Annotated in this window: 32 protein-coding genes; 7 read left to right on the top strand and 25 right to left on the bottom strand. The window is 63.2% G+C overall.

Going from position 1 to position 23007, the window contains the following annotated elements; genetic code table 11:
• Positions 1-33 precede the first annotated feature (33 nt).
• From HEP69_RS15240 to HEP69_RS15170, 15 genes are read right to left on the bottom strand one after another with little or no spacing between them, the layout of a single operon-like run.
• Positions 34-1110, bottom strand: a complete 1077-nt coding sequence (locus tag HEP69_RS15240) for a type IV secretion system protein (RefSeq protein WP_290559379.1) — start codon at positions 1108-1110, stop codon at positions 34-36.
• A 12-nt stretch (positions 1111-1122) separates the two neighbouring features.
• A complete protein-coding gene (locus tag HEP69_RS15235; protein WP_290559378.1) occupies positions 1123-1536 on the bottom strand; it encodes a hypothetical protein in 414 nt (137 codons plus the stop codon).
• Positions 1533-1727, bottom strand: a complete 195-nt coding sequence (locus HEP69_RS15230) for a DUF4177 domain-containing protein (RefSeq protein ID WP_290559377.1) — start codon at positions 1725-1727, stop codon at positions 1533-1535. Before HEP69_RS15230 ends, HEP69_RS15235 begins: the two co-directional genes overlap by 4 nt.
• Entirely contained in the window at positions 1724-2710 is a 987-nt protein-coding gene (locus tag HEP69_RS15225) for an ATPase, T2SS/T4P/T4SS family (protein ID WP_290559376.1), read from the bottom strand. Before HEP69_RS15225 ends, HEP69_RS15230 begins: the two co-directional genes overlap by 4 nt.
• Positions 2711-2714: 4 nt before the next feature.
• On the bottom strand, positions 2715-4073 hold the full coding sequence (locus tag HEP69_RS15220; RefSeq protein WP_290559375.1) for a TrbI/VirB10 family protein: 1359 nt from the start codon (positions 4071-4073) through the stop codon (positions 2715-2717).
• On the bottom strand, positions 4070-4765 hold the full coding sequence (locus HEP69_RS15215) for a TrbG/VirB9 family P-type conjugative transfer protein (protein WP_290559374.1): 696 nt from the start codon (positions 4763-4765) through the stop codon (positions 4070-4072). The genes HEP69_RS15220 and HEP69_RS15215 overlap by 4 nt, the downstream gene beginning before the upstream one ends.
• A 2-nt stretch (positions 4766-4767) precedes the next feature.
• Positions 4768-5424, bottom strand: a complete 657-nt coding sequence (locus HEP69_RS15210; RefSeq protein ID WP_036783978.1) for a type IV secretion system protein — start codon at positions 5422-5424, stop codon at positions 4768-4770.
• Between the two features lie 14 nt (positions 5425-5438).
• Complete coding sequence (locus HEP69_RS15205; protein ID WP_100269144.1) at positions 5439-6248, bottom strand: type IV secretion system protein; 810 nt, start codon at positions 6246-6248, stop codon at positions 5439-5441.
• The gene (locus HEP69_RS15200; RefSeq protein WP_290559373.1) at positions 6248-7402 is read right to left on the bottom strand and encodes a lytic transglycosylase domain-containing protein; all 1155 of its coding nucleotides are present in this window, start codon (positions 7400-7402) and stop codon (positions 6248-6250) included. Before HEP69_RS15200 ends, HEP69_RS15205 begins: the two co-directional genes overlap by 1 nt.
• Positions 7392-7559 carry a hypothetical protein gene (locus tag HEP69_RS15195; RefSeq protein ID WP_198512017.1) on the bottom strand — a complete coding sequence of 56 codons (168 nt, stop codon included), beginning with the start codon at positions 7557-7559 and terminating at the stop codon, positions 7392-7394. The genes HEP69_RS15200 and HEP69_RS15195 overlap by 11 nt, the downstream gene beginning before the upstream one ends.
• Positions 7556-9931 (bottom strand): type IV secretion system DNA-binding domain-containing protein, encoded by a 2376-nt coding sequence (locus HEP69_RS15190; RefSeq protein WP_290559372.1) that lies wholly within the window; start codon positions 9929-9931, stop codon positions 7556-7558. Before HEP69_RS15190 ends, HEP69_RS15195 begins: the two co-directional genes overlap by 4 nt.
• On the bottom strand, positions 9921-10199 hold the full coding sequence (locus tag HEP69_RS15185; RefSeq protein WP_043772477.1) for a VirB3 family type IV secretion system protein: 279 nt from the start codon (positions 10197-10199) through the stop codon (positions 9921-9923). Before HEP69_RS15185 ends, HEP69_RS15190 begins: the two co-directional genes overlap by 11 nt.
• Complete coding sequence (locus HEP69_RS15180) at positions 10192-10485, bottom strand: TrbC/VirB2 family protein (protein WP_009503803.1); 294 nt, start codon at positions 10483-10485, stop codon at positions 10192-10194. Before HEP69_RS15180 ends, HEP69_RS15185 begins: the two co-directional genes overlap by 8 nt.
• Positions 10482-11096, bottom strand: coding sequence for a lytic transglycosylase domain-containing protein (locus tag HEP69_RS15175; protein WP_290559371.1), 615 nt, complete (start codon positions 11094-11096; stop codon positions 10482-10484). The genes HEP69_RS15180 and HEP69_RS15175 overlap by 4 nt, the downstream gene beginning before the upstream one ends.
• Positions 11097-11139: 43 nt before the next feature.
• Positions 11140-11508 (bottom strand): hypothetical protein, encoded by a 369-nt coding sequence (locus HEP69_RS15170; RefSeq protein WP_290559370.1) that lies wholly within the window; start codon positions 11506-11508, stop codon positions 11140-11142.
• Positions 11509-11718: 210 nt separating this feature from the next.
• Here HEP69_RS15170 and HEP69_RS15165 point away from each other — a divergent pair, with 210 nt between their 5' ends.
• The 3 genes from HEP69_RS15165 (at position 11719) to HEP69_RS23770 (ending at position 12749) form a co-directional block, all read left to right on the top strand.
• Positions 11719-11970 (top strand): hypothetical protein, encoded by a 252-nt coding sequence (locus tag HEP69_RS15165; RefSeq protein ID WP_149780677.1) that lies wholly within the window; start codon positions 11719-11721, stop codon positions 11968-11970.
• Between the two features lie 124 nt (positions 11971-12094).
• Positions 12095-12352: a helix-turn-helix transcriptional regulator gene (locus tag HEP69_RS15160; protein ID WP_017470289.1), complete on the top strand. Its 258-nt coding sequence runs from the start codon at positions 12095-12097 to the stop codon at positions 12350-12352.
• 169 nt (positions 12353-12521) lie between these two features.
• Positions 12522-12749, top strand: a complete 228-nt coding sequence (locus HEP69_RS23770) for a hypothetical protein (RefSeq protein WP_092765222.1) — start codon at positions 12522-12524, stop codon at positions 12747-12749.
• Positions 12750-12869: 120 nt separating this feature from the next.
• Here the strand turns inward: HEP69_RS23770 and HEP69_RS15155 are convergent, their stop codons facing one another.
• From HEP69_RS15155 to HEP69_RS15115, 9 genes are all read right to left on the bottom strand, one after another.
• A complete protein-coding gene (locus tag HEP69_RS15155; RefSeq protein ID WP_290559369.1) occupies positions 12870-13565 on the bottom strand; it encodes a hypothetical protein in 696 nt (231 codons plus the stop codon).
• Positions 13566-13859: 294 nt separating this feature from the next.
• Positions 13860-14078 carry a hypothetical protein gene (locus HEP69_RS15150; RefSeq protein ID WP_254450081.1) on the bottom strand — a complete coding sequence of 73 codons (219 nt, stop codon included), beginning with the start codon at positions 14076-14078 and terminating at the stop codon, positions 13860-13862.
• 101 nt (positions 14079-14179) lie between these two features.
• The gene (locus HEP69_RS15145; protein ID WP_136340166.1) at positions 14180-14866 is read right to left on the bottom strand and encodes a L,D-transpeptidase; all 687 of its coding nucleotides are present in this window, start codon (positions 14864-14866) and stop codon (positions 14180-14182) included.
• Positions 14863-15594, bottom strand: coding sequence for a DsbA family protein (locus tag HEP69_RS15140; protein ID WP_136340165.1), 732 nt, complete (start codon positions 15592-15594; stop codon positions 14863-14865). The genes HEP69_RS15145 and HEP69_RS15140 overlap by 4 nt, the downstream gene beginning before the upstream one ends.
• A gap of 1 nt (position 15595) precedes the next feature.
• Positions 15596-15979 carry a cytochrome c gene (locus HEP69_RS15135; protein ID WP_290559409.1) on the bottom strand — a complete coding sequence of 128 codons (384 nt, stop codon included), beginning with the start codon at positions 15977-15979 and terminating at the stop codon, positions 15596-15598.
• A 110-nt stretch (positions 15980-16089) separates the two neighbouring features.
• Positions 16090-17436, bottom strand: coding sequence for a multicopper oxidase family protein (locus HEP69_RS15130; RefSeq protein ID WP_290559408.1), 1347 nt, complete (start codon positions 17434-17436; stop codon positions 16090-16092).
• Positions 17437-17550: 114 nt separating this feature from the next.
• Positions 17551-18078, bottom strand: a complete 528-nt coding sequence (locus HEP69_RS15125) for a plastocyanin/azurin family copper-binding protein (RefSeq protein ID WP_234216761.1) — start codon at positions 18076-18078, stop codon at positions 17551-17553.
• A complete protein-coding gene (locus HEP69_RS15120) occupies positions 18075-18455 on the bottom strand; it encodes a hypothetical protein (RefSeq protein ID WP_290559368.1) in 381 nt (126 codons plus the stop codon). The genes HEP69_RS15125 and HEP69_RS15120 overlap by 4 nt, the downstream gene beginning before the upstream one ends.
• Positions 18455-18919 (bottom strand): c-type cytochrome, encoded by a 465-nt coding sequence (locus HEP69_RS15115; RefSeq protein WP_290559367.1) that lies wholly within the window; start codon positions 18917-18919, stop codon positions 18455-18457. The genes HEP69_RS15120 and HEP69_RS15115 overlap by 1 nt, the downstream gene beginning before the upstream one ends.
• Before the next feature lie 260 nt (positions 18920-19179).
• Here HEP69_RS15115 and HEP69_RS15110 point away from each other — a divergent pair, with 260 nt between their 5' ends.
• From HEP69_RS15110 to HEP69_RS15095, 4 genes are read left to right on the top strand one after another with little or no spacing between them, the layout of a single operon-like run.
• Positions 19180-19440 (top strand): DUF2933 domain-containing protein, encoded by a 261-nt coding sequence (locus tag HEP69_RS15110; protein ID WP_290559366.1) that lies wholly within the window; start codon positions 19180-19182, stop codon positions 19438-19440.
• Positions 19427-19699 carry a hypothetical protein gene (locus HEP69_RS15105; protein ID WP_290559365.1) on the top strand — a complete coding sequence of 91 codons (273 nt, stop codon included), beginning with the start codon at positions 19427-19429 and terminating at the stop codon, positions 19697-19699. Before HEP69_RS15110 ends, HEP69_RS15105 begins: the two co-directional genes overlap by 14 nt.
• Positions 19696-20466, top strand: coding sequence for a DsbA family protein (locus HEP69_RS15100; protein ID WP_136340158.1), 771 nt, complete (start codon positions 19696-19698; stop codon positions 20464-20466). The genes HEP69_RS15105 and HEP69_RS15100 overlap by 4 nt, the downstream gene beginning before the upstream one ends.
• Positions 20460-22586, top strand: a complete 2127-nt coding sequence (locus HEP69_RS15095) for a protein-disulfide reductase DsbD domain-containing protein (RefSeq protein ID WP_290559364.1) — start codon at positions 20460-20462, stop codon at positions 22584-22586. The genes HEP69_RS15100 and HEP69_RS15095 overlap by 7 nt, the downstream gene beginning before the upstream one ends.
• 99 nt (positions 22587-22685) lie before the next feature.
• On the opposite strand, the gene HEP69_RS15090 is transcribed toward HEP69_RS15095, so the two are convergent.
• Positions 22686-23006 carry an SHOCT domain-containing protein gene (locus HEP69_RS15090; RefSeq protein WP_290559363.1) on the bottom strand — a complete coding sequence of 107 codons (321 nt, stop codon included), beginning with the start codon at positions 23004-23006 and terminating at the stop codon, positions 22686-22688.
• Between the last annotated feature and the right edge of the window lies 1 nt (position 23007).

The following is a 23007-nucleotide window of genomic DNA, read 5'->3' as shown; positions in this document are numbered from 1 at the left end:
TCGCCATAATGAAGAATGGCAAACCGTGGGCTGTTACCTTTTCCCCAACCTTCCTAATCTCGCTAGTTGCGCCAGCATTTGAGACCCGGTCCCCGGTGACCCCGAGCCACTTGCTTGACCCGCCTGCCCCATGCCTTGCCTTGCAGGCATCTGCTGTACGCCAAAGAACTGCCGCGCCCTGAGGGCTGCGTATTCTGCGCCACTGGCCCCGCCGATGAGGTAGCGATTGTAGGCCTGCTGGCTTCCCATGGCGGCGCGGGCAAAGCTGTAGCCGCCGCCGAGACCTCCGGAGAGGGCGGGCATCATGATGTTGCCGGAGATCGCGCGGACGATGAAGGGCGTGGCGATAATGAAGCCCTTGGCCATGAGCACCATCATGAAGAAGGGAATGAGCGCGCCGATGTTTGAGGCCCCTTCGGGATCGCCTAGTTCACCGATGAGCGCGGAGGAAACGCCTGTGATCGTTGCGAACACGCCTGCGACGACGATGGGGTATAGTGCGAAGGAGATCAGCGCCGACAGCCAGCGCGCGAAATAATCCTTGGTGACCTCGAAGAGGGTCAGGAAAATCATCACCGGGGCGATCCCGATCAGGAGCGCGATCATCAGCCGAGAGGCCACCAAGATGAAGGCGGCAAGCCCGCCGAGGATTGAAAGCAGGAGTACGCCGACGATGTCCAGCATGGCACCGGCCATCCAGTTCAGCTCGGATCCGGCGGCGTTCAGGTAGTCGCCCAGTTCCGCGATCAGCCGGTCGAACTCTTCCGCGAACGTGCCGGAGGGCCCCGGACTGCCGCCGCCGACGGAGGCTACCAGCGCGCCCGCGATACTGTCGATCCCATAGAGAATGGCAGACGAGAAGGCGTTGAACTGCATCCAATTGGTCGCGAATATCCCGATGAGCCCGATCTTGACCGCGAGCCAGAAGGCTGTGTGCCCATCCATGGCCCGATATTGATAGATCATGTTGATACCAACGAGAATCACCACCAGCGTTGTCCCCAAAACCAGGAGCGTGCCGACCGTTGCCGCAACCGCACCAAACTGGGTTTCGGCAGCGGTATCGAGATAGGCTTGGGAGGTTTCAACAAAATAGGTGACGACGCTCATCGGGGATCAGCCTTACCAATTGCCCGCGGCTTCGCAGATGGCCTTGGCGGCAGGGCGGGCGGCGTTGGCGCGGCGGTTGTAGGCGTCCGAGGCCTGCAGCATCTCCCATCGTTCGTCACTCGCGTGGACCTCGCGAAACACGCCCTCGGCAGCGTCCCAGGACGGGAACCGGGTCTCGCAATGGCAGCTGCCGGTCTCGACAATCCGCTCGAGGTTCTGGGCGCGGTAGATGTCTTGAACCAATACGCGCTGATAGGCTTGGCGCAGGGGGATCTCCTGCATCCACACGGGTTCAGCGGGCCGGTCTGGACAGACGTCGAAACTGCGCTCGAGGGTCGGCACGAGATTGCGCTCAGCGAAGCCGGGTGCCGACGTCAGGCCCAGGACCAGCGCAGTCAGTACGAGGGTACAGCCCGCCTGCCTCATGCCGTGGCTCCACCGGGTGTGGTTTCGCGCTTCAGGAAAACGGTGTGCCCGATATTGGCGAATTCCGAAGTGCTGATCGACACCACCTCCCACCCGTCTGCGCCCTTCTCGTTCAGGCTGGCCTGCATGTCGGAGAGGCTGGTCTTACGAGTCATGGGAAAGGACAAGATATCGTATTCAAAGGTCTTCATGGGGAAGTTCCAATCTCAGTTGCTCCGGGCAGGTAGAATTCGGTGATGCCGCGTTTGCCGTCATGGCGGCCGGCCTGGATGATCACGTCAATGGAGTTCTCGATGTACTGGATCATGTCGGCATAGGTCATCGGGATTTCGGTTTTGAGCGCCGCGATCGCGAGCCGCTGCACGGCCAATTGCGGGGTTTCGGCATGGAGCGTGGTCATGGACCCGCCATGGCCGGTGTTGATGGCTTCCAGAAAGGTCATGGCCTCCTTGCCGCGCACCTCGCCCAGGATGATCCGGTCGGGGCGCATGCGCAGCGTCGCAGTGAGAAGCACATCGGCGGTCTGGAATTCCGCGTCGCGATTTGCGATCAGCGTCACGGCATTTGGCTGGGTCGGCAGAAGCTCGGCCGCTTCTTCGATGGTCACGATGCGTTCCTCGGCCGGTACGTGAGAGAGGATCTTGCGTGCGGCTACGGTCTTGCCGGTGGAGGTGCCACCCGAGACGATCATGTTGAGTTTGTTCTCGACGCAGAAGGCGAGCGCATCATCGATCAAACCCGCGGCCACCACGGCGCGCAAGGCGCGCTTTTTTTCGACGCGCAGGTCTTCGAGCTTGCGCTCTTCTCCATAGAGAAAATCGAGCGCAATGCCCTCGAGTGGCAGGCTTGAGAAGAACCGCAGGCTGATCGACATGGCCGAGAGCACGGCGGGCGGGGTGATGACCTGTGCGCGGATCGGGCGACCCTTGTAGGTGATCGAGACCGAGACGATGGGGCGGTCCTTGCTCATCGTGGTATTGGCCGAGGAGGCGATCTGGTTGCCGAGGTCCCTGACCTGAACGCCCGTCAGCCTCTGGTCCAGCGCGCGCATGAAGTGATCGCCCTGGAATTCGCCCCAACAGGTCCCGTCGGGGTTGATACAGATCTCGATGACATCGTCGCGGGCGGCGGCGTCGATCCGGTCGAGCGAGGTTTCGAGATAGCTCAGCGACATGGGCTCAGAATATCTCCAGATCGCGGTCGACCATGACCGTGACGCGGGCGCCCTGGTCGACATAGATGACGGGGCCGATTGAGAGATAGTCGCCGATGACGCTGTCCGTCGCATCTGCCAGATCATCGCCCACGTCTTCGAGAACGTCGGCGGCAGTCTCATCCTGGACCTCGGATGCGGCGGCACTTGGTGCGGCGGAAATCAGCGAGATCAGGGCGGCCGACCCGAAACGCTCCGCGAAGCGTGTGTCCACGAATCCGGTGACACCGGAGCGGCCCAGTTCATCACCCCCGAAGGAGCTGATTTGGACGGTCTGGCCCGCGGGCAGGATGATCCGGTCCCAGGCGATCGTAACGCGGCGCTGCGCGATATCGACGCCGGCGCGGTAGCGCCCGATGAGACGGGATCCGCGCGGGATCAGGAGGCGTGCGCCATCGACGCTGTAAACATCCTCGGACACCACGGCACGGGTCTGGCCGGGAAGGGAGCTGTCGAGGGCGGTTTCCATGACGGCCTGGATCATGGTGCCCTGGATGACGGTGTTTGAGGGATTGGCGATCACCTCGGCCTGCGTCACGGTAGAGGGCAGCGCCCCGTTCAGCACGAAATCCGTCACCTCGCCAAAAGTGCGTTCGGTCAGAGCCGTTTCATTCGCTCCGGAGGCACCGCCAAAAGCGATGGTGGGAGAGGCGATGCGCCGCTCCTGGAAGGCGCGTTCCTCCGCGGCGCGGCGCTCCAGCTCGGCCATGCGCCGGGCTTCTTCCTCGCGTGCGCGCAGCTCATCTTCCGTGGGGCCCGCTGGAGCGGGTTGGGGTCGGCTGGCCTCGAGTTGGGCCAATTCCAGATCCATGCGGAGTTGTTCAAGACTTCGATCCCGCGCCGTCAGTTCGTCCTGAAATCGTTGCTGTGCTGCTTCCGAGGCGGCTTGCAGCGCCGCAATCTGAGCGGTCAGCGCGTCGATCGCCTCTGCGGCGGCGGTGTCTTCCTCGACGACTGGTTCAGGGGCGTTGCGCAACTCCTCGATCTGGGCCTGCAGGGCGGTGATCTGCGCCAGAAGCTCGGCATTGGGCTCAACGGGGTCTGGTCCGACGAACACAACCTCGGGCTCGGGCGGGGGCAAGGTCTCGATGGCGCCAAAGCCGTCCCCCTCGTTTTGGAAGACGTCCGGGGTGGCCGTCGGCAAGGCTTCCTCTTCGTCGGGCTGTGAGAGGAGATAAAGCAGGGCACCACCCGCGCCGATGACGAGGATCACGATCAGCGCGAGAAGGGGCGACCGGCGCTGCGCCGCTATGGGGGCGCGGGCACTGCCTTTCTCCAGGGCGGCGAGGCGCTTTTCCAGCTCGGTGTTCCCGGTATCGCTCATGAGGCGGCCTCCGCGGGTGGGATCGCCTCGATGCAGACCACCTCTTCGCCCAGTCGCAGGACCCATTGGCGGTTCACGCCGCTGACGCGGATCACGCCGTCTTCAGGGGTTTGCGTGTTGACCGTGCGCTCGCGGCCGCCCGCGTAGCGGAAGATCGCTGGCACAGGTGCGTTCCGCGGAAACGCGAAATACGTGAACGTCCCGTCATCCCAGATGCGGGTTGGCGTGAACTCGGTCCGCGCGCTGGCGCCGTAGTTGTAGTTTGGCGCTTGGGCCGCGATGGCCCGGGTCGGGCGCGCAGCGTCGTCCGGATAGCGGAACTGCACCACGTAGAAGGTCGGGCTGCGGACCTCCTCGACGTTGAAATAGTAGCTGCGCCTGTTCGTGTAGACGGTCACGTTGGTATGGACACCGCGCGCAACGGGCTTGATTGCAAATGCCTGACCGCCCGGGACGCCGTCGATCTCGAAGCCCTCGGTGTCGCCCGCGATGATCGAGCGGATGCTTTCGCCCTCGCCGAACTCGATGGTGGTCACATGGGTGAGCGACACGCTGAGACGGTAGACCTGACCCTCCTGGTAGGTGGCCAAGCGCACCCGGCTGTCGTTGGGACCGCCACGCGGGATGGCTTCGGCAGAGGCGACGCCGGGCAACAGGGCAATGACAAAAATAAGCGATCTTATAAACAACAACGTCAGTTCTCCAATCTGTCGGAGCGGATGGAATATTCGAGGACGGTGAAGCCGAAGGGATTGGTCCAGACCTCATCGATGGAGCGACGGGTTTCGGGGCGGAACTCGAAGAGAAGCGTGGCGGTGAAGAGCCCGGTCTGGGTGCCGTTGATGGAGGTCAGCCGCTTACGCAAGCGCACGGTGGCGCGGTTGGATCCGATCCGGTTGATGCTGAGGATTTCCACGTCGAGCCTGGCGTTGGGGCCATAGACGGTCGGCGGGTAATTCTCGTTGGCGCTGTTCCAGATCTGGCGCAACCCGCTCTCGGCGGCCCCGTCCGAGCGGCGCAGAACGCTGCGGATGCGCAGATCGTTGTCGAGCTGGTTATAGACCTCCCGGTCGGTCACATAGCGGAAGACCTCCGCCTCGATGATCGCTTGGTTGGCGGTCACCGAGGAAGCGCCCACCGAGGCCTCGGGGAGTGCAAAGCCGGTGGCGGGATCATAGGGGACAACGACGGGGGGCGGGTCGACATCGAGGATCGAGACAGCCGCGGCACTCAGACAGCCGATGATACCGAAGACAAGGCCCATCAGGCCAAGGCGTTGCCAGAGCCGTTCGCGGCGTAAGGCACCATAGACCAGTTCTTCCTCGATGATTTCTTGTTCAGTCGCCACCATTCATGCCCCCACGATCAGTCTGCCCGGAGGTCCGGTAGCGTGAAATCCATGAAGCGCTGCTCTTCGGCGATGGTGGCGGCATCGATCACGCCGCCGGTGCCATCGCCCACCGTTTGAATCGCTTCCAGCTGCCACATCGCCACGAGGGCGATGGCCAATTCAGCTGTCACGCGCGTGTTGAGATCGACGCTTTGCTTGAGCTCTTCCATGTCGTCAATGAGCCCGACAAGGCGGTCTACCCGCTCGAGCGATTGGCCGGCATCCTCATAGCTGTTCTGGGCCGCCGCCGAGACGAGCGCGCCGGTCGTGGCTTGTGTTGCCACGCGGTTGGCCCCGGGATTGCCGCTCGTGGCCATTTCCGAGAGGGTGTCATCGTCAAATCCGAGATCGGCCAGCACCCGATCCATCTGGGTTTCGATTTCGCCTGCGCCGGAGCCCGAGAGGCCCGAGAAATCCCCAGTCTTGATCGCCTCAATCGTGGCGAGGATGTCCCCGAACTCTTGGTCGAGCAGACCGTTCAACTCGTCTTCCATTTCCGTCCGGATGATTTCTGGAAGCTCGGCGAGGCGGGTGAGCGCTTCATAGGTTCTTTGCAGCTCCGCGAGTTGATCCGTGAGTGTGGCAAGCTGTTCGCGGAGCTGCGTCAGCTGCTCGTTTTGCAGGATCTCGTCTTCGATCATCTGCCGTAGCTGCTGGATGTTTTGCGCGATGTTCTGGGTGTCGACGACCGGTACACCTTGTGCTGCGGCAGGGGGTAGGGCGCTGAACTGCAAGCCAACGCCAAGTGTCGTGGCCAAAGCTGTCCTCAAGAGCAGATGTCCCATTATTCAATCTCCCTGATCGTAAAATCCATGAACACGCCTTCGGCCATGCGGGCGCTGGCCTGGGCCAGCTCTTCGGCGGAGAGCACGCGCGTGCGGGCGGCCTGCAGCCGGACGCGGGCAGCGACGAGGCGCACGAGTTCGGCGCGGGCATAGGTGTTGAGCGCGATGCTTTCCTGCACGTCTTCCGTTTCGGAAATCCGCTCGACGATATCCGCAATGCGCAGGGCGGCCTGCCTGATCGCAGCGGGTGAGTTGTTGCCATAAAAGGCCGCCCCATGACCCGTGAGGGAGAGGTTTGCATTTGCCAGAAGCGCGGGGTCGATCGTACCGAGCGCTTCGATCCCGCCGATGCGGCCCAGGTAGAGATTGTAGCGTTCGGGGATGACCTGAACGTAGTGCTGGGTCTCGCGGAAGGGTGGCACGCCCCCATATTCGAACACGCGACCGGGTCCGGCGTTGTAGGCCGCGAGGGCGTTGATGATATTGCCGTCAAAGGTGTTGAGCTGGGCCGCCAGATACCGCGCGCCGCCATGCACCTGCAGGTAGGGGCTGTCATAATATTCCGGGTTGATACCAAGATCGCTGGCGGTGCCGGGCATGATCTGGGTGAGGCCAAATGCGCCGACCGGCGAGCGGGCGCCGATGGTGAAGCGGCTTTCCTGCCAGATGAGAGCCTGCAGCAGGGCTCGCCATTGGACTGGGGAGAGGCCCGCGCGGCCCACGCCCGCTAATCCGCTGGTTTCCCGGGCGACGCGGATGATGAGCTGCTCGATGTTTTCCGCCGCATCGCCAAACATCTGTGCGCCGCCGGGATTGGGGTCGATGTCGGCATTGCCGTAGACCGCTTCGACGGAACGGGCTGGATCGCCGCTTCCGTTTTCCAGCCCTGAAACCATCGCGGGTAGGCCCTGACCGCCGAAGCTGGTCTGGGCATCAAGGATGCGTTGCAGGGTTTCCAGCTGCTCCCGTTCAATCTCGGCAATGAGTTCGCGCACGGCAAGCTTGTCCGACTGAACGGCCAAGTCAGCCTCGCGATCGCCGGTCTCGACGATGTCACGCGCGGTCAGCCCACTGTCATTGGTCGGCACGCCTTGGGCGAAGCCGAGACCGGGCAGCAAGCAAAATGCGAGGATATGAGGCAGGCTAGACTTCAACGTCGCCCTCCGGGGTGCCAAGGGGCGTGAAGTGGCAATCAGGCGCGACGGGTGCCGTGGACGCAAGGAATGTGAAGCAGTTCGCCTGCGGCTCCCGGTACTGGGTGCAGGAGGCCAGCGCGCCGAGCGCAGCCAAAGCGATAAGAATACGGATCATGAAAGCCTCCAGAAGTCCGGGCGGTCGCGGTAATCGGCGCCGACAAGCGCTTCGCCCTTTTCCATGCCGCCGAGGATGGTGAGATTGGGCCCGAGGGCGCTCAGATCGGCATCAATGACGATCGAGCCCTGGTCGTCGCGGATGAGGGCCAAGCGGCTGTCGCTGCCAGTGTTGAGAAGCACGTCGAGTTCCTTCTCATAGAGGTTCAGCATCGCGTAGTCGGCCGCATGGGCGCGGATGTTCGGAAGCAGGATTTGCGTCGGAACGGCTTCGACGATGGTCTTGCCGGTCCGGGTGCGCTCTAGCTGGCTTGCGTATTGCGTCATCATCACGGCAACCGTGTTCTGCTTGCGCGCGGTCACGAGCCAGTTCGACAACCGTTCGGCAAAATATGCGTTGTCGAGCGCCTTCCAGGCCTCGTCGATCACGATGATGGTGGGGCGGCGGTCCTCGATCTCGCGCTCGACCCGACGGAAGAGATAGGAAAGGACCGCCATCCGTTCCTTGTCGGCCTCGCTGTCGAGAATGCCGGTCAGATCGAAGCCCACGACATCGCCCTTGAGCGAGAACGTGTCCTCGAGGCTCTGCCCGAAGATCCAGCCGTAGCGGCCGTCTTCGGTCCACTCGAGCAGGCGCTGGTGCAGATCGCCGCCGTCATCCGTAGACACAAAAAGCGATGCGAAATCCCGCCAGTTCCGCAGGGCCGGATTGGAGGCCTGGGCATTCTGGCGCACGACTTCCTGGATGCGGTTGGTCTGTGCGGGCGTCAGGGGCTTGTCGGCGCGGTAGAGCAGGGTGGCAAGCCAGTCCGAGAGCCAGGCGGTGCCCCGCGCATCGGTCTCGGTCCAGAGCGGATTGAGGCCTGTGGGCTGGCCGGCGTTCAGGGACGCGTAGCGCCCGCCATTGGCGCGGACCGCCATCTCCATACCAAGACGGTAATCGAAGACGAAGATCCGCGCCCCTGCGCGACGGGCTTGGGTCATCAGGAAGGCCGACAGCACCGATTTGCCCGACCCGGGCCGCCCCATGATCAGGGTATGGCCGCTGGTCGGTTCTTTGTCGGGCGATCCCTGCTCGTGATAGGAAAACCGGTAGGCGCTCTGCTCCGGCGTGGGCAGATAGGTGACGACCCGGCCCCAGGGGGTAAGTGCTGCAGGTTTGCCGAGCTGTGTCCGGTGGAAGGCCGCAAAATCCGCGAAGTTGCGATTGGTGACGGCGCTGGCGCGCACGCGCTTGGGCTGGTTGCCGGGGTGCTGGCTGAGGTAATGCGCCTTGGCCGCGACCCGCTCGCCAATCATCTTCACGCCTTCGGTTGCGGCGGCGTTCACGATCTCGGCGCTGAGGGTTTGCAGTTCTTCGAGCGTGTCGCAAAAGAGCGTCACGACCATGTGATGCTCGCCGAAGCTTTGGCGCTTGGCCTCGAGATCATCGGCGGCGATGTCGAGGGCTTCCAGGAGTGAGAGGGCTGCGTCCTGGCTGGCCTGCATCTGGCGCTTTTGCCGCTTGATGCGGCCCGCCATCACGTTTGAGTTGATCGGCGTGAAGGAGTGCGTCACGATCATGTCGACCGGCAGGTTCAGCATGTCGAACATGGTGCAGGAGGTGGCCTCGGCGTATTCCCCGATGGTGAAACTCTTGCCGTAGCGATGGCCCACGACGCCTTCCGAGAGCTCGAAATGGTCCCCCTGAAACGTCACGCGGGTATTGGCGACGTTGAAGGACAAAAAGCCGTAGGTGTTTGCCGGGTAGAGCGGCAGCTCGGTGCCTGTGTTCAGCGCGCCCAGAAACCCCACCAATTCCCCCGATGCGGCCGACAGCAAGCGCGGCTTCAGCTCGGCGAGGCCAGACAGAAAGACGTTCACTGCCTCACCGAGGCGCTGCAGGCGCTTGCGGGTCTCCTCTCTCAGCCGGTCCGGCGCGCTGCGGCCGAGGAACGGCAGGAGGCTTTTCGGGGGCGGGCGGTGAATGACGGTGAGCGTCAGGGTCTTGTCGCGGAGTCCGCTGGTCTCGAGTTTCGCGCGCCAGCGCCGGTCAACCTCGCCTGCGAAGCTGTCCTCACGGATCGGGTCGAGATCAGGTTTGATGGCCTTGGAGACCTTGTGGACGTAATAGCTGAATTCCGGCCCGAGCTGCGCGACGATGCGGGCAAAGAGCGCCGTCACCTTGTCGAGATAGGCATCGTCGGTCGTGTAGCTGTTGATCCCCTCGAGCCGGATGCACCGGAAGAGTTCGTTCACCCGGGTCCGCACGGTCTGGTCGTCAACGAGGCTCACATAGGGCAGCATATGCGCGAGGCGGGTCTCGCGCGCATACCAGTCTGGCGTCATTGTGCGGGCATCGAGCGCAGCATCACGGGCGTCATCACGGGGCATAGCTGTCCCCGCCATGGATGGACCTGTTGCGCGTGGGCGGTGTCTCCTGCAGGGCCGTCATCATCACGTCGATGAAACGCGGGTCCCAATCTGCGGCCTTCCACAGCACCGGATAAAGAAGGGCGGCCACGCCCAGCACCCCGATGTGCTGGACCCAGACGAACAAGAGCACCGAACCGAAGAGCCAGACCATCGCGTACATGATGGGCAGGCCCAGAAGCTTCGGCGGGCGCACGAGGCCGAGAAAGAGAGGCGCGCGCTCAGCCACCGGCAAAGACCGCGGCAACGATGGTGGGGGCGGCGGCAACACCAGCGATGCCCACGAGGACCCAGAGCGCCTGGCGCAGATCTATGATGTTGAAGAACCAGCTGAGAAAGACCCCCAGAACGGCAAGCGTCGCGATGACAACGCCAAGTGGGCCGGTCAGCGCGTCGACAATGCCCTGTAACAGGCTCTGGATCGGGGAGAGATCAATGCTCTGGGCGAGGGCGGGTTCGGCAATCAGCAGGAATAGCGCCAGCGAGGCGACAAAGAGGTTTGAGATCTGTTTCATGAATTTGATCCTTCCAATCGGGCCACGACGGCCATGACGCGGGCCACGTGGTTCTGGGTTTCTCGGTAAGGGGGAATGCCACCGTGTTGGCGCACGGCGTCCGGCCCCGCGTTGTAGGCCGCCAGCGCCAGATGCGGATCGCCGAACGTCTCCAGCATCATCGCGAGGTAGCGGGCGGAGCCGTCGAGGTTCTGCAGCGGATCACGCGGGTCGACGCCCAGATCACGCGCCGTCGCTGGCATCAATTGACCAAGGCCAATGGCACCTGCACTTGAAAACGCATCCTGCCGGTAGGCGCTCTCAACCTCGATATTGGCCCGATAGAGAGCCAGCCAATCCGTCACGGAAAGCCCTGCGCGACGCAGGCCGGGATGGCCGGCATAGCGCAAGGCCGTGGTCTGAATCCCGGAGAGGACATCTCCGCGGGGCAGGGGAGTCGGGCGGGCAAGGGCCGCGACTTGGACGCCCTCTTGCTCGGCCTCTACCTCGCCGAAGATCGCGATCCCATCGGAGGCCGAACCCTGACCGATGCCGTCATTGTAGTTTCGAGCAAAGCTGCTTTGGGAGCGGGACGGGGTCAGAGAGCCGTCGCTCTCCATGACCAGGACCATTTGCGCTGAGGCAGGTGCTGCGACCAGCCAGAGACAGACGAGGTTAGCTGCCAGCGCCCTTGTCTGATGGGGCTTTGTCTGACGGCGCGAGTTTGTGGGTCCGGCTTGTCCCCGCTTCAAGCGGCAGGTCGACATGCGCAAAGCCAAGGCCAATGAAGAAAGACACCACGCCGGAGATCGTCTTGAACTCGCGGATCTTGATATCGTTGTAGGTCGTCCGCGTGCGGGCGGTGACGAGGAGCTTTTCCACGCTATCATCAGAGACAACGCGCATGATCCAGACCCCGTAATAGCTGGGGCCTTTCTTATGTGCTGACTCCTGGCATAGGATTTCAGCGCTATAGCCGCTTTCCACGAGTTCGCGGAACCTGGCTTCCGTAACCACATTTGGTGCTTCGATGTCCCAGTTCATGGCCCGGCTCACGCTTTCTCCAATGGCGCGACCCCAGGCATTCCCACTTGAAGCCCAGAGTTACGATAGTATACTATCAACCGCAAGATGTAATATCGTGCTTCAGCTGTAGTTTGGTCACGCAAACACTAGTCACGGCCAGTGTCCGCGATCAAGGAGATAACAGGTTTGAGAAACCCAAGGTTGACATGCCTGCTCCCATTGCAAGCTATGGCCCTTCTGATCTGCGTTCCTGGGCCGGTTTTGGCGGAATCCTGCTTCGCCCCGGTCCGTCCTTTCCTGCCAAGCGATTCGCAGGCGGCGCGGGACTATGCGGACATCATCCGCGGGGACTTCGAAGATTACATTCAGGATATCCAGAGCTACTTCCGGTGCCTCGACGGCGAACGCGCCCGCGCGTTCGAGGAAGCGAGGGAGGTCAGTGAGGACTACGGCCGATTTCTACAATTGGTAGGGGATTGATGGGCAACCTCGGGAGCATCAGACTTGCAGCCCATGGAAACCAGACGCCGATAACACCCTCATATATCTACTTTTTAGATAACAGATTTCATCCGCTAGCGACGTCACAAAAGGTATGTGACGCGTGGCAAAGACAATCAGAAGCAAGGGACAAGTGGCACTCTGTCAGGCGTTGGTCGACGCCCGTGTCAAAGCGGGCCTTGGTCAGAAAGACCTGGCAGACAGGCTCAGATGCCACCAGTCCCTTATTGCCCGCCTTGAGAGCGGCCAGCGCCGGGTCGACGTTGTCGAGCTGGTCGTCTTGGCGCGCGCCATCGGCTTTGACCCGTTCGAGGTTCTGGCGATCGTTGAAGCCGCCACGGAGCCCGACCACAGGATTTGAAGCCAATGAATTGTTGAGAACACGGGAACCCACTTTCCCGGTCTGATGATCATTTCCTCATCGAGGACCAGGTAGCCAACATCAAAGAAGCCCGGCGCGCGGTCGTAGTGAACGCTCTGCAATCCCACGCCGCAATTCGCAGCGCCACAGTGCAGGAAGTCAGTAAACAGTGAACGATGATAGGGGTGAGGGCGTCGCGATCGCCAATCTGATCGGTACCGATGGGTGCAGTGTTGTTGGTTGGGTTTATCGCTGGAGTACAGGCTCACATGCGGTGATGTGGGACGTCCAAGGGCCCCAGCCGGTATCGGAAACCCGGCCGGATATAAGTGACGAACAGAAGCAAGAAATCGACTTCGATGCGCTGACGAGGATCGGAAGAAGCGACGACGGGTGAACAGAGCGAACCCGCGGTGTTTGCCTAAACGCCAAACAGCATGTGGACCGCGAAGCGTATGCGGTGCGGTCGTGCAAGCCAAAGAAGCCGTCTTCCATGACAAATCTACGTGGCGGCAGGTCAGTAGTTCACCTGCTCGAACCCGTAGTTGCCGTCATAGTCACGCCAATCGACGAAGACGGATCGGTGATAAATGCCAGGGCAATGCTCGCCCCAACGTTCAAGTCCCACATGGGCCTCGGGCATGGCAGTTATCGAAGATCGCTGCCATGAGAAATCGCCTTGGGTCCCGTAGGTGCCGAGGACCACGGTCGCGCTTCGGTTACAATCCCCATCGCGCCCGGACTCGTGCTGTCGTGCATACCGTACATCGAAGACGCGGATGGACCGCACGAAATTGAACTCTGGCCCGCTGATATCGATGTCCGCGCGGTCCTGAACGAGCCGCAGGGCGAGGTCGGTGGGAACGAGATTATCTACTAGCAAGGATTGAAGCGGTCGACGGCTGTCCGTTCGGTACAAGGCTTCAAAGATGCCGCCAGCGTTGTTTTGTAACCGATCGTTCTCGTAGGAGGCGCCCATGGGACAGCGCCAGATTTGCAGCGGTGGTTCGACCGGCCAAGGTGTAATCCGCCGGATAAATTCGGCGCGGGCTCGGGCGCAAGGGACGGAAGCAGGCCAGCCGCCAGACAGGCACAAGAGGATCGCGCAATCGATCGGGTATGTCTGCGCGCGGGCAGGTATTGGCAGCGAAGAACCTGTCACGGTCAAAGCGACTGCGACCGAGGGGAGGAGCTTTTTGAGTAAATGGCGCATGCTGTGGAGCCTCCGTGATAGGAGTTCAGCATACATACAATAATATACTATCGCAACGCTAAGTATAAAGTCGCATAATGAAGTTTATGTTTATTTTAATATTTACAGGATTCATGACCAGAACATAGTGCCGGTATCACTGCGATGCTGTTGTCACCGAGGCAAACATCTTCGCAGGCTTGCCAAAGGAAGACTTCTTGTCCGCCCTCTGTCGCGAATCGGTGTGGCGCCGGGTCGTAGGCTCTGGAGATCGAGCGAGGACGGAATAACCCAGGCCGATAGCGGCGCCGCCCTCTACTCTCGCGCAGCGCAGATCGGTCGCCCGTCGATGGTTCTGAGCGGCAAGAGGGTGGCTTCGACCGGCCCCTGGTGGAGATACCAGTAGCACCCGTCACGTGGCAGAAGGCGCGCCGTCGAGACATCCTGGTAAGGGGCTGCCAGGGCCACAACCTGCTCGGGGACGGGATCGGGGGCCGAGTCTTCGGTGCCGACGACAGCGGTGCATCCGCCCAGAAGGGCCGACAATGCCAAGCTATTGATGAATTTTCGTCCCAAATCCGGTCCTTTCGCGCAGTGGCTTCGCCAGCGTCTCTCGGGCGCCTCGAATTTCGTACTCAACTGTGTGCGCCGACGTAGTCCTCAGGCGGATGCAGATACGCCGTCACCCCGGTTTCGACCAGCGGGTAGAGCGCAATGGCATGGGCATTGACCATCCGCACGCAGCCCGAACTCGCGCGGCCCCCGATAGAGCGGGGCTGGGGCGAGCCGTGAATGCGCAGATAGGTGTCGCGATCGCCCACGTAGAGATACAGGGCACGCGCGCCGAGCGGATTGTCAGGACCCGGCTCCATTCCGTCTTCGACATCTGCGTACAGTTCCGGATCCCGTTCGATCATCGAGCGCGTCGGGGTCCAGTGCGGCCAGCGCACCTTGCGCCGGATCGTGTAGGTGCCGGGTTCGTAGAGATTGCCGCGTGCGATGGCCACGCCATAGCGCATGGCCGTCCCGCCCTCCTCGATGTGATAAAGGTAGCGCGCGATGGCATCGACGTGAATGTTCCCCGGAACAAGGCCTGCCCGCGCCTCGACCCGTTGCGGAAGAAATCGCGGATCGAGCCCCCAGGGATTGGATATCTCAAGGTTGAAGAAGGGCGGCGTGACCTCGGCATCCCATGCGCTTTTCTGCGCCTCGCTCGGCCAGCTATCCGCCAGAAGCGGCCCCGAGATGGGCGGCGAAAATAGGGCGGTTGCGGTGATGATGAAATGGCGGCGCGTCAGGCCCGTCTTTCCGGCCGCGTTCATTGTTCCGGTTCTCGCGCATCGGTGACGAGCGTTTGCAACTGCTCGGCATCCACGACACCGGGCACAAGGGCGTCGCCGATCACGAAGGATGGTGTGCCCGTGATGCCGAGGACCTGCGCCAGGCGCATCGAAGTTTCGATATGTGCGTCGATCTCCGGCGCTTCCATGTCGCGGCGCAATTGCGCGACGTCCAGGCCGATGTCTTCCGCGATCCGAAGGACGGACGACTCCTCGGCGCGGCCGCTCATGCCCATCAGCGCCCAATGGAAGTCTTCGTAAAGCCCCTGTTCGCGCGCGGCCAGCGCGGCACGGGCAGCAAACACCGACCCTTCGCCGAGGATCGGCCATTCACGATAGACAAGGCGAACATCCGGATCGGCGGCCAGCAGGGCCTCGATCTCGGGCTTGGCACGACGGCAATAGGGACAATTGTAGTCGAAGAACTCCACCACCGTGACATCGCCCTCCGGATTGCCCAGGACCGGCGCATTGGGGTCGCGTTCCAGCGTGTCACGTTCGCGGGAGAGGACCTCGGCTTGCGACGCCGCCTGTGCCTCGGCCTGCCGGGCTTCGAGGATCGCGACGGCCTCCATGACGATCTCGGGGTTTTCGCGGATCGTCTCAAGCACCAGCTCGCGCACCCTGTCCTCCGAGATGTCCTGCGCCGCTGCCTGCAAGGGCAGCGCAAGGAAAAGCGCCATCGCCATCATTGAAATGTAATTCTTCATGTCAATTTCCTCCGTTTGCCAGATCGGCGGCCGTGCGTTCGGCCTGCGCGGCGCGTTCGCGCTCGGGCCAGGTTGATTGGATGTAGGCGAGGATGTTCCAGATCTCGCGATCCGTCAGGACGTCGTCGAAACCGGGCATGCCGCTGTCGAATTCCACGCCTTGCCGGGCCAGGGCCTCGCGTCCGCCGAGTTTCGTGTATTCAAACAGCATCCGGTCGGGATGGTGCCATGTGTGCCCGGTTTCATCGTGAGGCGGCGCGGGCAGACGCCCATCCGCATCGGGGGTTCGCCAGTCCGGCTGTCCTTCGAGGTTGGCGCCGTGACAGGCGGCGCAGTTCTGGGCATAAAGCGCTTCGCCCTGCGCGATATCCACCGTCGCCGGCATCACCGGCACGGCAGGGTCTATGGCGGCCTGCGGCGCGTCACGCAGCGCCAACCACGCCCCGGCCCCCGCAAGGCCAAGCGCCACGGGCGCGGCGATCATCACCCAGGCCTTCATGTCAAGCGCACCCATGTCATCATGCCGCTTTCCGCATGGCTGAGCATGTGGCAGTGAAACAGCCAGTCGCCCGGATTGTCGGCGACGAAGCCGATCTCGCGCGTCTCTTGTGCGGCCACGAGGAGCGTGTCGCGCATCGGGCCTGCGGGTCTGCCGTCGCGGATTTCGCGGAAATGCATCCCGTGCAGATGCATGGCGTGGGGAAAGACGGTTTCGTTGACGATCTCCAGCCGCACCCGCTCGCCAAGGGAAAGATCGGCCAGCGGGGCCTGCGTCATCTCTGCCATGTCGTTGAAGGCCCAGAACCGCCCCCGCGCCGCGAGGTCGCGAAAGCCCAGGCGCTCTCCGCCCAGCACGGCACTATTCATTCGCCCCATGGCGCCGCCCGACATCACCAGCCGCAAAGGACGGGCATCGGCCAGCGACCCGAGGCCGCTGACGGAATTGGGCGGCAACGCCGCGGGTGCCGCTCGCGGGGTCCGCGCGGCGCTGGCCGAGACGGGGAATGCCACCTGAGAGGCCGGGCGGTCGTCATTGCCGAGCCGCACGAGATGGGCTGTCTCGCCCGCCTCGGCCGTCACATCGACGATCAGGTCCGCGCGCTGCGCCGGGGCGAGGACGAGCACGCCCTCCAGCGGCTCGGGGGTGGCAAGCGGCATGCCGTCGAGCGCGACCGTCCAGCCCCGCAACCCTGCGAGCTGCAATGGAAAGATCCGCGCGTTCGATACGTTGATGAGCCGCAGACGCAGACGCGTGTGCCGCTCTACCGGGATTGCAGGATCGAATTGACCGTTCGTGGTGATCAGGTTTCCGATCCGGCCGCCATGGCTCATGCGCATGGGATTGTCGAAACTCTCGTCAATCAGCGCCGTTTCGGGGTCGAGCAGCCAGTCGTCGAGTACGAGGGTCTCCTCGCGATCCACCTGCGGCGGCTCGGCCTCTTCCACGATCAGCGGCCCATGCAGGCCGCGGGCGACCTGCACCCAGGACCGGTTATGCGCGTGGTACCAGTAGGTTCCGGCATCGGGCGCCACGAAATCATAGTCGAAAGCCTGACCCGGCGCGACGGCCTCTTGCGTCAGGCCCGAGACACCGTCCATCGCGTTGTCGATGCGGATGCCGTGCCAATGGATGGAGGTCGGCTCCGGCAGGTTGTTGACCAGCCGCCGCTGCACCCGTTCGCCCCGGCGCACCCGGATGGCCGGGCCGGGCGCGCGGCCCTCATACCCCCAGATGGGTGTCGCCGGATAACCGTCGGGGGCAAGCTGGACCGTGGCTTCGCGCGCTGTCAGGATCGCGGGCGCATGAGAGGCGGCAAGCACCTGCCGACCGCTCATCACCATGCCCAGAGTGGCGGCGGTCTGTCCGATAAAGGCGCGTCGTGTCAGCATGGCCAATACCTCCTCAACAGTGTCGAGGCGGGCGAGAGTCTCGCCCACCCCCTTGTCGTTTGAGCGTCAGGAGTCGTGGCCCATCCGGAAATCGCCAACCATGCCGGCCTCGCGGTGACCGGGCACGTTGCAGGCGAATCCGATCTCGCCACCTTCGGGGAAGGTCCAGATGACTTCGCCCGTATCGCCCGGCTCCAGCAGGACGCTGTTGGCATCGTCATGCATCATCCCGGCTTCCATCATGCGGTCATGATTGATGCTGCGCATCGTCATCATGCCTTCCCGCATCATGGTGCGCATTTCGCCGCGATGCCCGTTCCACGTTTCGCTGGTGCCGATGTTGAACTCGTGCACGGCGCGCCCGACATTCACGACTTCGAAGCGGATCGTCTCGCCGGGTGCGACCTCGATGCTTTCGGGGCTGTATTTCATCTCGTCCATTTCGATGGTGATGGTGCGGTCGACCTGTGCGGCGTCGCCGGGTTCTCCGATACCGCTGCCGTGCCCTGCATCGGCCAGGGCCACGGAAGCGGTGAGGCTGGCCACGAGCGCCGTGCCGGTCAGAAGTGTCTTGATCATGTCTTGGTCTCTCATGTCTGGGTGTCTTTCAGGGAATGCTGTCGTGACAAGGCCCAGGCGCGCGGGGGTGGAAGATCCACGGGCGCATTTCTCCCGCCTATTGCTGTTTTCGCGAGCGGCTGACGCACGGCCCGGAAACCGTGTGCCCCGAATAAGGGTCGGGTCATCAAAATGGCGGCCGGGGAACAGGACGGGTCGGGATGGCAGGAGCGGTCAAGCGTGTCCTCATGCGCAGCGTGCCCGGCATTCGCGACATCGCCGTCCGCGACGATCTCTGAATGCGCATCCGGCGTGCCGGCAAGTCCTGACGTCGGCGCGGCAAGGATTGCAAGCACCATCATGAGCACCGCAACCAGTCCCCCGCGCGCGGAAAAAAACGACAGCACCCGCATCAATTGATCCCGTTCTCGCGCTGCACCTCGCGGATGTAGCGGGCGATATACTGAACGTCGGCGCGAGTCAGGCCCTCGACCGGGGGCATGTTGCCAAAGGGCCAGTGATGCGCGCGTACGCCGTTCCGAACCGCCATCTGAAAGGCCTCGTCGGAATGATGGCTCGGTTCGTATGTGCGGTGGATCAGCGGCGGCGCGACACCGTTCTGACCAGCCGCGTTTGCCCCATGACAAGCCGCGCACGCGGTTTCGAAGGCGCGTTGACCGATCGCCGCCTCGGGCGACAACTGTTCGGGAAGCCGAACCTCGACGATGGGCGCGCCCTGAGCCAACTCGCTTATTGCTGTTGGGTCCGGGTGGACCATGGTCCCTGCCGGTTGCTCGACCGGTTGCATGAATTGCCAGATCGCCACGCCAAGCCCGGCAGCAAAGACACCACCGATGAGAAGCCCGAGTTTGTCCACGTTCCTTGCCCTTTTCTTGCCTTTGATCTGTTCCACTCCAACTAGGCGCCGGTCAGGGCACTGTGGTTTCAGACCGCTCGATACTTGAGGATTTTTCTACCGGCTCTCAGTCACGTTACAACCGGATAGCCCCGTGTTTATTGTATCCAAATGTATCCTTGACCTTTACCCGGCAGAGGCACCTATCGTTCGGCCCGTTAATGGATTTGGAGGACATGATGGCCTGGAACCCACGGACTCTGCTATCGGGTGGTGCCGGAATGAAGCTTGGCATGATGGCTTGTTGTGCCGTGATGCTCGTCCCGCTCGGCGCCTTGCTTGTGGCGGGCGGAACGCTTGGCGGGCTTGCGAGCAATCTTGGGCTTTTGGCGCCTCTGGCGCTGTGCCTCGGGGCGCATGTCGTGATGCATCGGATGATGGGCAGATCCTGCCACGACAACACCGCAAATCCCCGGGAGAAGACCCCGGACGAGAACCCCGAACAAGGCCCGGCGGTTGTCCCGGTCCATGCCCCGCGCTGATTGCACGGTAATGATCCACGGCGCGCGCCCGAAACTGGCGCTGGTTGGCCTTCTTGCACTGGCCGGTTGCGGAGCGGGAGTGCGGCAGTGCCTGAATACCGACGCCACGCTGTCAACGCGCGGCGCGGCGTTCACGCTTCCGGATGGATGCCGCGCGATCCGGACCGGCCCGGACGGTGTCGTCACCCTCGCTTGCGATGATGGGCGGGTCGGCTATGGATTCGACGCCCTCGCCATCGGATCGCAGGAATTGCCATGACATCCAGGCGTTCGACACTTGCCTTTCTCGGCGTCGCTGCGGGCGTTGTTGTCGGCTTTCAGGCGCTTCCTTCCCTGTTGGATCGTTTCTCGGGTCTGCCTGAGTTTGAGCCTTTGGCGAATCCAGAAGGCTTCCGGAGGATAACGGGCGGAAGTTCCTCGTCCGGCGCATTCGACCCATTTGTCGGCCTTGAAGCCCAAGACGACGGGTTGAGAGCGGAAACCATCGCGGCCGTAGAAGCCGATCTTTGCAATGCGCTTTACGCGGATGTGGCAGAAGATCCGTCGACCGTACCGATCGCGTCGTTTTCGGACTATTACTGCCCCTACTGTCGCGTGCAGATGCGGCGCTTGGCAGATATTGCCGAACAGCTTGATAGCGGCGTTGCGATTTCCTGGCACGAGCTACCGCTTCTCGGCGAAGGCTCTGACCGTGCGGCGAGAGCGGCTTTGGCAGCAAAACGCCAGGGTGCTTATCTCGCATTTCAGCAAGCTCTGTGGACGACGCCGTTTCAGCCGACACGCGACTATCTTCTGCGATTGTCCGAGACCGTCGGAATTGATGGTGAGCGCCTGATAAATGACATGCAAAGCCAGGATGTCGCCGAAGACCTCATGGTCAGCAAGGCGCTTTCCCGGATATTCGGCTTCATCGGCACGCCGGCCATGGTGGTTGGCGGCACTGTCATCCAAGGCGAAATCACGGACGCCGTGTTGCGCAGCGTGATCGCTATCGAACTCGACGACGGCTGGCAAAGGATATGCTGAACAGATCGAGCAGACAGTGTGCCGCGACGATCGCATTGAGCGTCTTGTCTCTTGTCGCCTCGTCGGTGGCAATTCTGGCTGCGACATCGGAACGAGCGGCGACACCGGCGGTCAGCGCGCAGCTCATCACGGCCGAAAACGGCATCGCGCCCGGCGCGGGGACGGTTTCGGCGGGGCTGGCGCTGGCGCTTGGCGAGGGCTGGAAAACCTATTGGCGCACACCCGGCGAGGTGGGCTTCCCACCCGAAATCGACTGGACCGGGTCGCGCAACGTGGCCGAGGTCGAATTTCAATGGCCCGCGCCCGAGCGGTTCACTGCCTTCGGCATCGAGAATTACGGCTATCACGGCGAGGTCGTCTTTCCGCTGCGCATCGCGCTGGAACAGCCGGGCCAGCCTGCCCATCTCTCCGCCTCGGTGACGCTGCTGACCTGCTCCGATGTTTGCGTGCCGCAGGATTTCAGCCTGTCGCTGGACCTGCCCCAAGGCACGTCGATCGACCCGGACAGCGCGGCGCGCATCGCCGATTACGCGGGTCGCGTCCCGGTTGGGGCGGAAGACGGGGGCATTCGGTCCGCCACCGCGCATGTCGATGCCGACGTAACCGCGCTGACCGTGACGCTGCGGCGCTCCTCGCCCTTCGAGGCGCCGGATGTGTTCCCGGAACTGGGCGAAGGTGCCTCTCTCGGAACCCCTGACATCAGGCTGGGTGAGGATGGCGATCTGCTCTGGGCGCGCCTGCCCATCATATCGCCGCCCGCCGATCCAACGGCCGCGATATCGCTCACCGCGACCGACACCGATGGCTGGGCCGTGACCGTGACGCCGGACAGGGTCGCGACCGCGCCGCCCCCGCCCTACACCGAAGCCCGCACCACCGCGCCGCTTTCCAGCATGGTCTGGATCGCCCTGACGGCCTTCCTGGGCGGGGTGATCCTGAACGTCATGCCCTGCGTACTGCCGGTGCTGTCGATAAAGCTGTCCTCTGCCATGAAGCTGGAAGGTGCCGGTCGCGCGCGCGTGCGATGGGGCTTCCTCGCCTCGGCCGCGGGGGTCATGGCCTTCATGTGGGGCCTCGCCGCAGTCCTTTTCGCGCTGCGGCAGGCGGGGGTCACCGTTGGCTGGGGCCTACAATTCCAGAACCCGGTCTTCCTTGCGCTGATGGTGGCCATCCTCGCCATCTTCGCGGCGAACCTCGCGGGCGCCTTCGAGATCAGCCTGCCTCCAAGCCTGCAGACCCGGCTTGCGCGGGCCGGCGGCGCCGGGGGGCATGTTGGCGATTTCCTGACCGGTGCCTTCGCCGCGGTGCTGGCCACGCCCTGCTCCGCACCCTTTCTCGGGACCGCGATTGCCTTCGCGCTGGCCGGGCGCGGCGTGGATATCGCGCTGGTCTTCACCTTCCTCGGGCTGGGGCTCGCCGCCCCCTACCTGCTGGTCGCGGCCCGCCCCGGTCTGGTCCGTCACCTCCCCAGGCCGGGGCGGTGGATGATCGCGCTTCGGGTGATGCTGGGCCTTTTGCTGGCCGTCACCGCGGCTTGGCTGGTCTGGGTGCTGCGGGGCGTGGCCGGCACGACCACGATGCTCGCGGTCCTCGGGATGACCGCCGGTCTCGTGATGCTGCTGTCGTTGTCGAGGCTGCGGTGCACAGTTCGTGCCGGGCTCGCGCTGCCCCTCGTGGGGATCATACTCTTCGCGGCGGGAGATCTGGCCGACACATCAACGCCCCGCGCGCTTTCGTCTCAGGTGACCGAGTGGGTGCGCTTCGACAGGGCCGAGATCGCCCGCCGTGTCTCGAGGGGCGAGGTCGTGTTCGTGGACGTCACGGCCGATTGGTGCCTGACGTGCAAGGCAAACAAGGCGCTCGTGCTGGACCGCGAACCGGTTGTCTCGGCGCTTGCGGCCGAGGGCGTCACCCCCATGCAAGCCGACTGGACGCGGCCCGATCCGGCGATTTCGCGCTATCTGGAAAGCTTCGACCGTTACGGTATTCCGTTCAATGCGGTCTATGGTCCGGCCGCCCCGCACGGCATCGTCCTGCCGGAACTGCTGACCCCGGACGTGGTCATGGCGGCGCTCGACGATGCCGTTGGGGAAGAACGGGACATCGCCGGCCAGCCTTGAACGCACGTGCCTCACCTGTTTCGGGGTGCGGCAGGCGCTGCTTTTCGTGGCAATGGTTTCGACCATTCCCGCCGCGGCGGGAACGGCCGAGTGCCGGCCTCACTTTTCCAGCGCCTTTCGCCGCCGGTCGAACTCTTCCTCGTCGATCTCGCCCGAAGCGAAGCGTTCGCGCAGGATGTCCACCGCATCGCGCTTTCCGCGATTTCCGCCGCCCTGATTGTCGGTGAACCATTTCACGGCAAAAACAATCAGGGCGATGACGACACCCCAGAACAGGATCATCATCAGCCCGCCGAACATGCCGTACCCGCCATCCCACATCATGTGACCATATCCTCCTTGCCAATTTTCCCCGGGGCTCGCGGCGGCCAGTGTCGGCGCCGCAAGCCCGATGGTTGTCCAGATTGCCGTGCGTGTCATT

This window comes from Aestuariivita sp. (assembly GCF_021404545.1).
Lineage (GTDB): Bacteria > Pseudomonadota > Alphaproteobacteria > Rhodobacterales > Rhodobacteraceae > Aestuariivita.
Note: the sequence above shows the minus strand (reverse complement) of the source record. Positions and strands in the feature narration are given on the sequence as shown.

Excerpts from the sequence above, each read along its gene's own strand:
- HEP69_RS15240 (WP_290559379.1), bottom strand. The coding sequence starts at position 1,110 with ATGAGCGTCGTCACCTATTTTGTTGAAACCTCCCAAGCCTATCTCGAT.
- HEP69_RS15235 (WP_290559378.1), bottom strand. The coding sequence starts at position 1,536 with ATGAGGCAGGCGGGCTGTACCCTCGTACTGACTGCGCTGGTCCTGGGC.
- HEP69_RS15230 (WP_290559377.1), bottom strand. The coding sequence starts at position 1,727 with ATGAAGACCTTTGAATACGATATCTTGTCCTTTCCCATGACTCGTAAG.
- HEP69_RS15225 (WP_290559376.1), bottom strand. The coding sequence starts at position 2,710 with ATGTCGCTGAGCTATCTCGAAACCTCGCTCGACCGGATCGACGCCGCC.
- HEP69_RS15220 (WP_290559375.1), bottom strand. The coding sequence starts at position 4,073 with ATGAGCGATACCGGGAACACCGAGCTGGAAAAGCGCCTCGCCGCCCTG.
- HEP69_RS15210 (WP_036783978.1), bottom strand. The coding sequence starts at position 5,424 with ATGGTGGCGACTGAACAAGAAATCATCGAGGAAGAACTGGTCTATGGT.
- HEP69_RS15205 (WP_100269144.1), bottom strand. The coding sequence starts at position 6,248 with ATGGGACATCTGCTCTTGAGGACAGCTTTGGCCACGACACTTGGCGTT.
- HEP69_RS15195 (WP_198512017.1), bottom strand. The coding sequence starts at position 7,559 with ATGATCCGTATTCTTATCGCTTTGGCTGCGCTCGGCGCGCTGGCCTCC.
- HEP69_RS15190 (WP_290559372.1), bottom strand. The coding sequence starts at position 9,931 with ATGCCCCGTGATGACGCCCGTGATGCTGCGCTCGATGCCCGCACAATG.
- HEP69_RS15180 (WP_009503803.1), bottom strand. The coding sequence starts at position 10,485 with ATGAAACAGATCTCAAACCTCTTTGTCGCCTCGCTGGCGCTATTCCTG.
- HEP69_RS15175 (WP_290559371.1), bottom strand. The coding sequence starts at position 11,096 with ATGGTCCTGGTCATGGAGAGCGACGGCTCTCTGACCCCGTCCCGCTCC.
- HEP69_RS15170 (WP_290559370.1), bottom strand. The coding sequence starts at position 11,508 with ATGAACTGGGACATCGAAGCACCAAATGTGGTTACGGAAGCCAGGTTC.
- HEP69_RS15165 (WP_149780677.1), top strand. The coding sequence starts at position 11,719 with ATGGCCCTTCTGATCTGCGTTCCTGGGCCGGTTTTGGCGGAATCCTGC.
- HEP69_RS15155 (WP_290559369.1), bottom strand. The coding sequence starts at position 13,565 with ATGCGCCATTTACTCAAAAAGCTCCTCCCCTCGGTCGCAGTCGCTTTG.
- HEP69_RS15145 (WP_136340166.1), bottom strand. The coding sequence starts at position 14,866 with ATGAACGCGGCCGGAAAGACGGGCCTGACGCGCCGCCATTTCATCATC.
- HEP69_RS15140 (WP_136340165.1), bottom strand. The coding sequence starts at position 15,594 with ATGAAGAATTACATTTCAATGATGGCGATGGCGCTTTTCCTTGCGCTG.
- HEP69_RS15135 (WP_290559409.1), bottom strand. The coding sequence starts at position 15,979 with ATGCCGGCGACGGTGGATATCGCGCAGGGCGAAGCGCTTTATGCCCAG.
- HEP69_RS15130 (WP_290559408.1), bottom strand. The coding sequence starts at position 17,436 with ATGGTGATGAGCGGTCGGCAGGTGCTTGCCGCCTCTCATGCGCCCGCG.
- HEP69_RS15125 (WP_234216761.1), bottom strand. The coding sequence starts at position 18,078 with ATGAGAGACCAAGACATGATCAAGACACTTCTGACCGGCACGGCGCTC.
- HEP69_RS15120 (WP_290559368.1), bottom strand. The coding sequence starts at position 18,455 with ATGCGGGTGCTGTCGTTTTTTTCCGCGCGCGGGGGACTGGTTGCGGTG.
- HEP69_RS15110 (WP_290559366.1), top strand. The coding sequence starts at position 19,180 with ATGAAGCTTGGCATGATGGCTTGTTGTGCCGTGATGCTCGTCCCGCTC.
- HEP69_RS15105 (WP_290559365.1), top strand. The coding sequence starts at position 19,427 with ATGCCCCGCGCTGATTGCACGGTAATGATCCACGGCGCGCGCCCGAAA.
- HEP69_RS15100 (WP_136340158.1), top strand. The coding sequence starts at position 19,696 with ATGACATCCAGGCGTTCGACACTTGCCTTTCTCGGCGTCGCTGCGGGC.
- HEP69_RS15095 (WP_290559364.1), top strand. The coding sequence starts at position 20,460 with ATGCTGAACAGATCGAGCAGACAGTGTGCCGCGACGATCGCATTGAGC.
- HEP69_RS15090 (WP_290559363.1), bottom strand. The coding sequence starts at position 23,006 with ATGACACGCACGGCAATCTGGACAACCATCGGGCTTGCGGCGCCGACA.